Origin of the sequence: Streptomyces ossamyceticus, assembly GCF_001418475.1 — a bacterium.
Classification (GTDB): domain Bacteria; phylum Actinomycetota; class Actinomycetes; order Streptomycetales; family Streptomycetaceae; genus Streptomyces; species Streptomyces ossamyceticus.
On record NZ_LIQX01000109.1, the window covers coordinates 1 to 11949 of the forward strand.

Consider the following 11949-nt stretch of genomic DNA (forward strand, 5'->3'; position numbering starts at 1 on the left):
CCGAACTGGTTCCGCAGCGCCGCCACCATCTTCATCTGCGGGGAGTCGCCCTGGCGGGACGCGAAGCGGGCGAACAGGGACGCGGTGATCGCCGGCAGCGGTACCGCGTTGTCGATGGCGGCCTCGACCGTCCACCGGCCCTCCCCGGAGTCGGCGGCGTAGCCGCGCAGCTTCTCCAGGTGCTCGTCGGCGTCCAGCGCGTTGACGGCGAGGTCCAGCAGCCAGGAACGGATGACCGTCCCCTCCTGCCAGGACCGGAACACCTCACGGACGTCGGTCACCGAGTCCACGGCCTCCAGCAGCTCCCAGCCCTCCGCGTACGCCTGCATCATGGCGTACTCGATGCCGTTGTGGACCATCTTGGAGAAGTGCCCGGCGCCGACCTTCCCGGCGTGGACGTACCCGTAGGGACCCTCCGGCTTGAGCGCCTCGAAGACCGGCTGGAGCCGGTCCACGTGCTCCTTGTCCCCGCCGACCATCAGCGCGTAGCCGTTCTCCAGGCCCCACACGCCGCCCGAGACGCCCGCGTCGACGAAGCCGATGCCCTTGGCGCCCAGCTCCTCGGCGTGCTTCTCGTCGTCCGTCCAGCGGGAGTTGCCGCCGTCGACGACGGTGTCGCCGGCCGACAGCAGGTCCGCCAGCTCGTCCACCACGGACTGGGTGGCGCCGCCGGCGGGGACCATCACCCAGATCGTGCGCGGCGCGTCGAGCCGCTCGACGAGTTCGGCCAGGCTGCCCACGTCGGAGACGTCGGGGTTGCGGTCGTAGCCGATGACGGTGTGGCCGGCGCGGCGGATCCGCTCGCGCATGTTCCCGCCCATCTTGCCGAGACCGATGAGACCGAGCTGCATGTCAGTTCACTTCTTCCTGAGCGTCACGGGAGTCATGGGAATCGTGGGTGTCATGGGTGCCGTGGGTGCCATGGGGAGCGCGCAGGGCGCGGTACGCGGCGACCAGGGCCGCCGTGGACGGGTCGAGGCCGGGCACGTCCGCGCCGTCGGTCAGCGCGGGTTCCACCCGCTGGGCGAGGACCTTGCCCAGCTCGACGCCCCACTGGTCGAAGGAGTCGATGTTCCAGAGCGCGCCCTGGACGAACACCTTGTGCTCGTAGAGGGCGATCAGCTGGCCGAGGACCGAGGGGGTCAGCTCGGGTGCCAGGACGGTCGTCGTGGGTCGGTTGCCGCGGAACGTGCGGTGCGGCACCTGCTCCTCGGGCACCCCTTCGGCCTGTACCTCCTCGGCGGTCTTCCCGAAGGCCAGCGCCTGGCCCTGCGCGAAGAGGTTGGCCATCAACAGGTCGTGCTGTGCGGCGAGTTCGGGCTCCATCCCGGCAACCGGGCGGGCGAACCCGATCAGGTCGGCCGGGATCAGCTTGGTGCCCTGGTGCAGCAACTGGTAGTACGCGTGCTGGCCGTTGGTGCCGGGCGTGCCCCACACCACCGGACCGGTCTGCCACTCGACGGGCAGCCCGTCACGGCCCACCTGCTTGCCGTTGGACTCCATGTCCAGCTGTTGCAGATAGGCGGTGAACCTGGACAGGTAGTGCGAGTACGGCAGCACCGCGTGCGACTGCGCGTCGAAGAAGTCGCCGTACCAGACGCCCAACAGGCCCATCAGCAGTGGGGCGTTGGCCTGCGGCGGTGCCGTCCTGAAGTGGTCGTCGATCGTGCGGAAGCCGTCCAGCAGCTCCCGGAAGCGGTCCGGGCCGATGGCGATCATCAGGGACAGGCCGATCGCCGAGTCGAAGGAGTAGCGGCCACCGACCCAGTCCCAGAACTCGAACATGTTGTCCGGGTCGATCCCGAACTCGGTGACCTTCCCCGCGTTCGTCGACAGCGCCACGAAGTGCCGGGCCACCGCCTTCTCGTCGCCCCCGAACGCGGCCAGCAGCCAGGACCGCGCCGACGTCGCGTTGGTGAGCGTCTCGATCGTCGTGAACGTCTTCGACGCGACGACGAACAGCGTCTCGGCCGGGTCGAGATCGCGCACCGCCTCGTGCAGATCGGCGCCGTCGACGTTGGACACGAACCGCACGGTCAGCGACCGGTCGGTGTACGCGCGCAGCGCCTCGTACGCCATCGCGGGACCGAGGTCGGAGCCGCCGATGCCGATGTTGACGACATTGCGGATGCGGCGGCCGGTGTGGCCGGTCCAGTCGCCGGAGCGGACCCGGTCGGCGAAGGCGGCCATCCGGTCGAGGACCGCGTGCACGGCCGGGACGACGTTCTCGCCGTCCACCTCCACCACGGCACCGCGCGGGGCGCGCAGCGCCGTGTGCAGGACCGCCCGGCCCTCGGTGATGTTGACGCGCTCGCCGCGGAACATCGCGTCCCGCTGCCCGAACACATCGGTCGCCGCGGCGAGTTCGAGGAGCAGGGCGAGCGTCTCGTCGGTGATCAGGTGCTTGGAGTAGTCCACCCGCAGATCACCGGCGTGGACGACGTACCGCTCGGCGCGACCGGGGTCGGCGGCGAACAGCTCGCGCAGCGAGGGATGGAGCATCGAGCCCGCGCGGTGGTCCCCCAACTCGGCCCACTCCGGGCGACGGTTGAGGCGGGGGGCGTCACTCATCGCCGGCGGCCTCCCCGGTGTGCTCGCCGCCGCGCAGGGCGATCGCGTACATCTCGTCCGCGTCGAGACGGCGCAGTTCCTCGGCGATCAGCTCGGAGGTGGCGCGCACCTTCAGGGCGAGGGTGCGGGACGGCTGGCCCGGCAGGGTGAGTGTGGCGAGCGGGCCCTCGGGGCGGTCGATGACGATCTCGCCGTTCTCCGTGCCGAGCCGCACACCCGTCACGACCGGCCCCGCGGTGACGACGCGCTCGACGGTGACGCCGAGACGGGCCTCCAGCCAGCGGGCCAGCAGTTCGGCGCTCGGGTTGTCGGCCTCGCTGTCCACGGCCGCCGAGGTGATCTTCGTGTGGGCCTGGTCGAGGGCGGCGGCGAGCATGGAACGCCACGGCGTCAGCCGGGTCCAGGCCAGGTCCGTGTCGCCGGGCGTGTACGAGGCGACCCGCTGCTCCAGCGCGGCGAGCGGGGTCTCGACGGCGTACATGTCGGTGATCCGGCGCTGCGCCAGCGCCCCCAGCGGGTCCTTCGCCGGGTTCTCCGGTGAGTCCACCGGCCACCACACCACGACCGGCGCGTCCGGCAGCAGCAGCGGCAGGACGACGGAGTCGGCGTGGTCGGAGACCTCGCCGTACGTCCGCAGCACGACCGTCTCGCCGGTGCCCGCGTCGGCGCCCACGCGCACCTCGGCGTCCAGGTGCGACCGGGTGCGGTCGCGAGGGGTGCGGGCGTGCCGCTTGATGACGACCAGGGTGCGCGAGGGGTGCTCGTGCGAGGCCTCCTCGGCCGCCTTGATCGAGTCGTACGCGTTCTCCTCGTCCGTCACGATCACCATCGTGAGGACCATGCCCACGGCGGGCGTGCCGATGGCCCGGCGTCCCTGCACCAGGGCCTTGTTGATCTTGCTTGCCGTGGTGTCCGTCAGGTCGAATTTCATGGCCTGCGCCAGCTCCGTCCGTCTCGTGCGAGCATCTCGTCGGCTTCCTCGGGGCCCCAACTGCCCGAGGGGTACTGCGCGGGCCTGCCGTGCTTGGCCCAGTACTCCTCGATCGGGTCGAGGATCTTCCAGGACTCCTCCACCTCCTGGTGGCGGGGGAAGAGGTTGGCGTCGCCGAGCAGCACGTCAAGGATCAGCCGTTCGTACGCCTCCGGGCTGGACTCCGTGAACGACTCGCCGTACGCGAAGTCCATGGTGACGTCCCGGATCTCCATCGAGGTACCCGGCACCTTCGAACCGAAGCGCACGGTCATTCCCTCGTCCGGCTGCACCCGGATGACGATCGCGTTCTTCCCCAGCTCCTCGGTGGCCGTGGAGTCGAACGGGGAGTGCGGGGCGGTCTGGAAGACGACCGCGATCTCCGTGACCCGGCGGCCGAGCCGCTTGCCGGTGCGCAGATAGAACGGGACACCGGCCCAGCGGCGATTGTCGATCTCCAGCTTGACGGCCGCGTACGTGTCGGTCCGGGAGTTCGGGTCGATGCCGTCCTCCTCCAGATAGCCGACCACCTTCTCGCCGCCCTGCCAGGCGTGCGTGTACTGGCCGCGCACGGTGTGGGCGCCCAGATCGGCGGGGACCCGCACCGACTTGAGGACCTTCAGCTTCTCGGTGAGCAGCGCCTCGGCGTCGAAGGCGATCGGCTCCTCCATGGCGGTGAGCGCCATCAGCTGGAGGAGGTGGTTCTGGATGACGTCACGGGCGGCGCCGATGCCGTCGTAGTAGCCGGCGCGGCCGCCGATGCCGATGTCCTCGGCCATGGTGATCTGGACGTGGTCGACGTACGACCGGTTCCAGATGGGTTCGTACATCTGGTTGGCGAACCGCAGGGCGAGGAGGTTCTGGACGGTCTCCTTGCCGAGGTAGTGGTCGATGCGGAAGACCTGGTCCGGGTCGAAGACCTCGTGCACGATCTCGTTGAGGTCGATGGCGCTGGCCAGGTCGTGGCCGAACGGCTTCTCGATGACCGCGCGCCGCCATGAACCCTCGGGCGCGTCGGCCAGCCCGTGCCTCTTGAGCTGCTGGACGACCTTCGGGAAGAACTTCGGCGGTACGGACAGGTAGAAGGCGAAGTTGCCGCTGGTGCCCCGCGAGGCGTTCAACTCCTCGACAGCCGTGCGGAGTTGCTTGAACGCCTCGTCGTCGTCGAAGTCGCCCGGCACGAACCGCATGCCCTCGGCGAGCTGCTGCCAGACCTCCTCGCGGAACTCGGTCCGCGCGTGCTCGCGCACCGCGTCGTGCACCACCTGCGCGAAGTCCTGGTCCTCCCAGTCCCGGCGGGCGAAGCCCACCAGCGAGAAGCCCGGCGGGAGCAGTCCCCGGTTGGCCAGGTCGTACACGGCCGGCATCAGCTTCTTGCGGGACAGGTCACCGGTCACCCCGAAGATGACGAGGCCGGACGGCCCCGCGATCCGGGGGAGCCGGCGATCGCGCTCGTCCCGCAGCGGATTGGCCCAGTCGGCCGCCGCCCGAGAGGTCGTCTCCAAGGTCATTCCCCATCAACTCCCTTGCCGTTCATGGACTTCGCCACCGCGTCCAGCAGGTCCTGCCACGCCGCCGTGAACTTGGCGACGCCCTCCTCCTCCAACTGCCGCACCACCTCGTCGTACGAGATGCCGAGCGCCTCGACGGCCGCGAGATCGGCGCGCGCCTGGGCGTAGCCGCCGGTCACGGTGTCGCCGTGGACGACCCCGTGCGCGGCGGTGGCGCGCAGGGTCGCCTCCGGCATCGTGTTGACCGTGCCCGGCGCCACCAGTTCGTCGACGTACAGGGTCGGCTTGTACGCCGGGTCCTTCACCCCGGTCGACGCCCACAGCGGGCGCTGCCTGTTGGCGCGGGCCCCGGCGAGCGCCGTCCAGCGGTCGCCGCCGAAGACCTCCTCGTACGCCTGGTAGGCGAGCCGCGCGTTGGCGAGCGCGGCGCGGCCCCTGAGCGCGAGCGCCTCGTCCGTGCCGAGCAGGGTCAGCCGCTTGTCGATCTCGGTGTCGACACGGGAGACGAAGAAGGAGGCGACGGAGTGCACGGCCGACAGGTCGAGGCCCTTGCGCAGCGCCTTCTCCAGGCCCGCCAGATACGCCTCCATCACCTCGCCGTACCGCTCCAGCGAGAAGATCAGCGTGACATTGACGCTGATGCCGAGGCCGACGACCTCGGTGATCGCCGGCAAGCCCGCCCTGGTCGCCGGGATCTTGATCATGACGTTGGGGCGGTCGACCAGCCAGACGAGTTGCCTGGCCTCGGCGACCGTCGCGCGGGTGTCGTGGGCCAGCCGGGGGTCGACCTCGATGGAGACCCGGCCGTCCCGCCCGCCCGTCGCCTCGTACACCGGGCGCAGGACGTCCGCGGCGGCGCGGACATCGGCGGTCGTCATCATCCGGACGGCCTCCTCGACCGTCACCCCGCGCACCGCCAGGTCGTCGAGCTGCTCCTCGTAGCCCTTCCCGGAGCCGATCGCGGCCTGGAAGATGGACGGGTTGGTGGTCACGCCGACGACGTTCCCGGACGTGACGAGCTCGGCGAGGTTCCCGGAGGTGACGCGCTCGCGGGAGAGATCGTCGAGCCAGACGGAGACGCCCTCCTCGGAGAGACGTCGCAGGGGGTCCGCGGCGGCGGCCGCCGCGGTCGTTTCGGTGGTCACAGTGATCATCTTCCTTCAGGCGCTCGCGTCAACCGCGGACGGCGGCCAGGGATTCCCTCGCGGCGGTGACGACGTTCTCGGGGGTGAAGCCGTACTCGGCGAACAGGGTCTCGGCGTCGGCGGAGGCACCGAAGTGCTCCAGGGAGACGAGGCGACCGCTGTCACCGACGTACCGGTACCAGGTGAGACCGATGCCGGCCTCGACCGCCACGCGGGCCTTCACGGACGGCGGCAGCACGCTCTCGCGGTAGGCGCGCGGCTGCTCCTCGAACCACTCCACCGACGGCATCGACACCACCCGGGTCCCGACCCCCTCGGCCTCCAGTCGCTCCCGCGCGGCGACGGCGAGCCGCACCTCGGAGCCGGTGGCGAGGAGGATCACGTCCGGCGTCGGAGTGGAGGACTCCCGGAGCACATAGCCGCCCTTCGCGGCGTCGGCGTTCGGCGCGTACGTGGGGACGCCCTGGCGGGTGAGCGCCAGCCCGTGAGGCGCGGGGTGCGTGGCGTGCCGCCGCAGGATCTCCGCCCAGGCGATCGCCGTCTCGTTGGCGTCGGCGGGACGGACGATGTTCAGGCCGGGGATGGCGCGCAGCGAGGCCAGGTGTTCGACCGGCTGGTGGGTGGGGCCGTCCTCGCCGAGACCGATGGAGTCGTGCGTCCACACGTACGTCACGGGGAGTTGCATCAGCGCGGAGAGCCGGACGGCGTTGCGCATGTAGTCGGAGAACACCAGGAAGGTGCCGCCGTAGACACGGGTGTTGCCGTGCAGCGCGATGCCGTTCATCTCGGCGGCCATGGCGTGCTCACGGATACCGAAGTGGATCGTCCGGCCGTACGGGTTCGCCTCGGGCAGCGGGTTGTCCGCCGGGAGGAACGACGACGTCTTGTCGATGGTCGTGTTGTTCGAACCGGCGAGGTCGGCGGAGCCGCCCCACAGTTCGGGGATGACGGCGCCGAGCGCCTGGAGCACCTTGCCGGAGGCGGCACGGGTGGCGACGGACGTGCCCTCCTCGAACACCGGGAGGTGGGCCTCCCAGCCCTCGGGCAGCCGGCCGGCCACCACTCGGTCGAACAGCCGTGCGCGCTCGGGCTGGGCGGCGCGCCACTCGGCGATCCGCTTGTCCCAGGCGGCGTGCGCCTCGGCGCCCCGGTCGAGGGCCCCGCGGGTGTGGGCGAGGACGTCGTCGGCGACCTGGAAGGTCCTGTTCGCGTCGAAGCCGAGGACCCGCTTGGTGGCCGCGACCTCCTCCTCGCCGAGCGCGGAGCCGTGCGCGGCCTCGGTGTTCTGCGCGTTCGGCGCCGGCCAGGCGATGATCGTGCGCATCGCGATGAAGGAGGGACGCGAGGTCTCCTCCCGCGCGGCCACCAGCGCGTCGTACAGGGCGTGCACGTCGATGTTCCCGTTGAAGGCCGGCTCGATCCGCTGGACGTGCCAGCCGTACGCCTCGTACCGCCCCAGCACGTCCTCGGAGAACGCGGTGGCGGTGTCGCCCTCGATGGAGATGTGGTTGTCGTCGTAGAGGAAGACCAGGTTGCCGAGCTTCTGATGGCCCGCCAGGGACGACGCCTCGGCGGAGATGCCCTCCTCCAGATCGCCGTCGGAGACGATGGCCCAGACGGTGTGGTCGAACGGCGACGTGTCCTCGGGCGCGTCCGGGTCGAACAGGCCGCGTTCGTAGCGGGCGGCCATCGCCATGCCGACAGCGTTGGCGACGCCCTGCCCCAGCGGACCGGTCGTGGTCTCGACGCCGGCCGTGTGCCCGTACTCGGGGTGACCCGGCGTCTTCGAACCGTGGGTCCGGAACGCCTTCAGGTCGTCCAGCTCCAGCTCGTACCCGGCGAGGAACAGCTGGGTGTACAGGGTCAGCGAGGTGTGGCCGGGGGAGAGGACGAAGCGGTCGCGGCCGGTCCACTCGGGATCGGCGGGGTCATGTCGCATCACCTTCTGAAAGAGCGTGTACGCGGCGGGAGCCAGGCTCATCGCCGTGCCGGGGTGCCCGTTGCCGACCTTCTGGACGGCGTCGGCCGCCAGCAGGCGCGCGGTGTCGACGGCACGTCGGTCGAGTTCTGTCCAGTTCATCTTCAAGAAGTCCTCGATAGGTGCGGCGGATTGGTCCTGGTGCCTTCAAAACTAAAAGTCTGACTTTTGAGAAGGAAGGTTGCCGTGTGCCACCCTTCGGTGAAACTGGGACACCGGCGGACCTGGGCGGGCTGGGGCATGAAGGACACGGGCATCGGGGACGGCGGCGACGTCGGGGAGAGCGGCCGCATCAGAACCTTCCCGTTCCCGGCGGACCTCAGCCTCTCCGGTGTCGGTATGCAGGTCGGCCCGATGGACGACCGCCGCACCTGGCACGCGGACGTCCCCCTGGAACGGGTGCACCGCATCGACTTCCACGTCGTGATGCTGTTCGACCACGGCCCCGTAACCCACATGGTCGACTTCACCGAGTACGAGGCGGACACGGGCGATCTGCTGTGGATCCGCCCCGGACAGGTGCATCGCTTCTCACGCACCACCGGGTACCGCGGGACCGTCCTCACCATGCAACCGGGCTTCCTGCCCCGGGAGACGGTCGAGGCGACCGGCCTCTACCGCTACGACCTGCCCCCGCTGCTCCGCCCCGACCGGGCCCGACTCGCCGGCCTGCGCGCCTCCCTGGCGCATCTGGAGCGCGAGTACGTCGACACCACCACCCTGCCGCTCGGCCTCCACACGGCCGTGCTGCGGCACTCCCTGACGGCGTTCCTGCTGCGTCTCGCCCATCTCGCGGACAGCTCGTCGGAGGCGTCCCCGAGCCACCACGACACGACGTTCACCCGCTTCCGGGACGCCGTGGAGCGGGAGTTCACCACCAACCACAGCGTCAGCACGTACGCCGACGCCCTCGGCTACTCCCGCCGCACCCTCGTGAGGGCGGTCCGCGCCGCCACCGGCCAGACCCCGAAGGGCTTCATCGACAGGCGGGTCGTCCTGGAGGCGAAACGGCTGCTGGCCCACACCGACCTGCCGACGGGCCGCGTCGGCGCGGCGGTGGGCTTCCCCGACTCGGCGAACTTCTCCAAGTTCTTCCAACTGCACACCGGGACGACGCCGATGGCGTTCCGGGCGGAGATGCGCTGACCGCCGCGCCGTCCGGTCGAGGCGCGAGGGGCGCCGCCCATGGGAAAAGGGCCCCGTCCGTGGACGGAGCCCCTCCCGTGGGGGTCGGTGACCCTTTTAGCGCCTGTCAGCGGCCGAAGTTGAACCAGTTCACGTTCACGAAGTCCTGTGGCTGACCGCTCGTGAAGGTCAGATACACGTCATGCGTGCCGGTGACCCGGCTGATGTTCGCGGGCACCGTCCGCCAGGACTGCCAGCCCCCGGTGTTGGCGAGGGCGAAACTGCCGACGGGGGCGTTGGAGCGACTGTCGAGGCGGACCTCGACCAGTCCGCTCACGCCGGCGTTCGCCCCGCTGGCCACCCGGGCGACGAACTGCGTGGCGCCCGTGGAGCCGAAGTCGACGTGTCGGAACAGCGCCCAGTCGCCGTTCGCGAGGGAGCCGATGTTCTGGCCGCCGCCGGAGTCCGACGTACCCTCGGTGCTGACCCCGCTCTGTCCGTTGAACGACTCGGCCTGGATGGCGCTGTACGCGTCACGGGTCCCCGACGGCGGGGGAGTGGTGGTGCCCCCGGCGGCCGACAGCACCTGCACGTAGTCGACGACCATCGGCACCCCGGAGCGGGTGTCGCCGTCCAGCCCGCCGCCGAACGCGTCGGGGAAGGCGCCGCCCATGGCCACGTTCAGGATGATGAAGAAGCCGTGGTTGGTGGCGTTGGTCCAGGTCGTGACGTCCACCTGGTTGGCGTTGGCCGAGTGGAACTGTGTTCCGTCGACGGAGAACCGGATGGTCTCCGGGGTCACCGAGCGGTCCCACTCCATGGTGTAGGTGTGGAAGCCCGACTGGCAGGTGGTGCCCTGGCAGGCGGTGGAGCTGCCGATGCCGGTCGTCTCGTTGCACGGGCCGCCGGGGTTGGTGCCGCAGTGCATGGTGGCCCACACCTGGTTGCGGCCCTGGACGTTCTCCATGATGTCCAGCTCGCCGACGCTCGGCCAGTTCTGGTAGTTGCCCCGATACGGCGCGCCCAGCATCCAGAACGCGGGCCAGTAGCCCTCGGCGGCCGTGCCCGTCACGTTCGGCATCTGGAGCCGGGACTCGACCCTCAGTTTGCCGCCGGCCGGGGGCTGGAAGTCGGTGCGGTTGGTCTCGATGCGGCCCGAGGTCCATCTGCCCGCCGAGTCGCGCAGCGGGGTGATCCGCAGATTGCCGTTGCCGTCGAGCGAGACGTTGGAGGTGCTGTTCGTCATCGTCTCGACCTCGCCGGTGCCCCAGTTGGCGGGTCCGCCGGGGTAGGAAGTCCCGGTCGCGTACTGCCAGTCGGAGGTGTTCACACCGGAGCCGGCCGTGCCGTTGAAGTCGTCGAGGAAGACCTGGGTCCAGCCGGAGGGCGGGGTGGGGGCGGCCCCCTGCGCGGCGGTCGCCCCCGCCGTGGCCAGCGCCACCGCGCTGACGACGGCGAGGAGCACGCGCCGGAGCGGGCGGCGACGACGCCCGACAGGTATGCCGGAGGGTTCACTCATGGCGGCCTCTTTGGAGTGGGGAGTACGGAGTGAGGTGCGCGGGCGGAGAACGCTCTGCTCGGTCCCGTTCTTTGAGAGCGCTCTCAAAGAGGAGCGTGCGGCCAATGTGCGCTCCGCCGCAGCGGTCGTCAAGAGTTAAAGCGGAGAAAGTGCTTGCGGGGCGGGCGAGTTCACCCTGTGAAGGACCCCTTCGCCCCCCACGGGACGCGGCGGACGGGATACCGGTGAGGACGGTGACGGCCGCGCGGGCCTCTTTGCACGGATGCACCCGGACGGAACTCATAGGGGTGTAGATGTGGGCCGCTGGGTGAGGGGAATGCGTCGATGACTTCAGGGGCTGGTTTCGCCGGGGAACCACGCCGCGGCGAGGTGGTGGCGGGGACCGAGGGCATCTTCAATGCCGTCATCGGGACCGTCGGCCTCTACGCCGCGACCGGATCGCTCTGGATGGCCACTGCGGCCGGAGGCGTCGCGGCCGGGCTCGCCGGGCTGCGCTTCGCCCTCGGCCGACGGCGCGTGGCGCGCGAGGAGGCGACGGGCGCTGCCGGGAACCCGCCCGCGCCCATGGCCCCCTCACTGGACATCGGGGCGGCCCGGGCCGACGGAGGGGGTGGCATGCGACTGCCGGAAGAACCGGAAGAGCGAAAGCCGTTCGAGGACTTCTTTCGCGAGGAGTACCCGAGGGTGGTGTACGCGGTGATGCGGCTGGGGGCGAACAGCGCGGAGGCGGAGGACATCGCGTCCGACGCGATGCTCGAGACCTTGATGCGATGGGCCGACATCGCCGACCCCGCCGCCTACACCCACACCTGCGCGCGGCGCGAGTACTTCCGCAAGGCCAAGCGGAAGCTGAGGGAGGCTCCGCTGGAAGAGGAGCGGGCGCGCGAAGGGTCCGAGCCGTCGGTGACGGACTCACTCGACCTGGGAGACCAGGAGCGCCGCGTGCTGCGGGTGCTGGACCGACTGCCCCGCGCACAGCGGACCGTCATGCATCTGCACTACGCGGGTCTGTCCACCGAGGAGATCGCGCGACACCTGGAGACACCGGAGGCCACGGTGCGCTCCAATCTGCGCCACGCCCGACAGCGGCTGCGCACGCTGCTGTCGGACGAGGGCCTGATCTGAACACC

At 70.5% G+C, this 11949-nt stretch carries 9 protein-coding genes; 2 read left to right on the plus strand and 7 right to left on the minus strand.

What is annotated here, in order from left to right; all coding sequences use genetic code 11:
- From gnd to tkt, 6 genes are all read right to left on the minus strand, one after another.
- On the minus strand, window positions 1-851 hold an 851-nt coding region (gene gnd, locus AOK15_RS10025), incomplete at its 3' end, for a phosphogluconate dehydrogenase (NAD(+)-dependent, decarboxylating) (protein ID WP_055514980.1).
- A gap of 1 nt (window position 852) precedes the next feature.
- The gene (gene pgi / locus AOK15_RS10030; protein ID WP_055514982.1) at window positions 853-2571 is read right to left on the minus strand and encodes a glucose-6-phosphate isomerase; all 1719 of its coding nucleotides are present in this window, start codon (window positions 2569-2571) and stop codon (window positions 853-855) included.
- Entirely contained in the window at window positions 2564-3502 is a 939-nt protein-coding gene (gene opcA, locus AOK15_RS10035) for a glucose-6-phosphate dehydrogenase assembly protein OpcA (protein WP_055514984.1), read from the minus strand. Before opcA ends, pgi begins: the two co-directional genes overlap by 8 nt.
- A complete protein-coding gene (gene zwf, locus AOK15_RS10040; protein WP_055514985.1) occupies window positions 3499-5052 on the minus strand; it encodes a glucose-6-phosphate dehydrogenase in 1554 nt (517 codons plus the stop codon). The genes opcA and zwf overlap by 4 nt, the downstream gene beginning before the upstream one ends.
- The gene (tal, locus tag AOK15_RS10045; RefSeq protein WP_055514987.1) at window positions 5049-6206 is read right to left on the minus strand and encodes a transaldolase; all 1158 of its coding nucleotides are present in this window, start codon (window positions 6204-6206) and stop codon (window positions 5049-5051) included. Before tal ends, zwf begins: the two co-directional genes overlap by 4 nt.
- Before the next feature lie 19 nt (window positions 6207-6225).
- Entirely contained in the window at window positions 6226-8277 is a 2052-nt protein-coding gene (gene tkt / locus AOK15_RS10050; protein ID WP_055514989.1) for a transketolase, read from the minus strand.
- Window positions 8278-8415: 138 nt separating this feature from the next.
- Here tkt and AOK15_RS10055 point away from each other — a divergent pair, with 138 nt between their 5' ends.
- Window positions 8416-9321 carry a helix-turn-helix domain-containing protein gene (locus tag AOK15_RS10055; protein ID WP_055515016.1) on the plus strand — a complete coding sequence of 302 codons (906 nt, stop codon included), beginning with the start codon at window positions 8416-8418 and terminating at the stop codon, window positions 9319-9321.
- 106 nt (window positions 9322-9427) lie between these two features.
- On the opposite strand, the gene AOK15_RS10060 is transcribed toward AOK15_RS10055, so the two are convergent.
- Entirely contained in the window at window positions 9428-10819 is a 1392-nt protein-coding gene (locus AOK15_RS10060; protein WP_055514990.1) for a glycoside hydrolase family 16 protein, read from the minus strand.
- A 324-nt stretch (window positions 10820-11143) separates the two neighbouring features.
- Here AOK15_RS10060 and AOK15_RS10065 point away from each other — a divergent pair, with 324 nt between their 5' ends.
- Window positions 11144-11944, plus strand: a complete 801-nt coding sequence (locus AOK15_RS10065) for an RNA polymerase sigma factor (RefSeq protein ID WP_079058396.1) — start codon at window positions 11144-11146, stop codon at window positions 11942-11944.
- Window positions 11945-11949 lie beyond the last annotated feature (5 nt).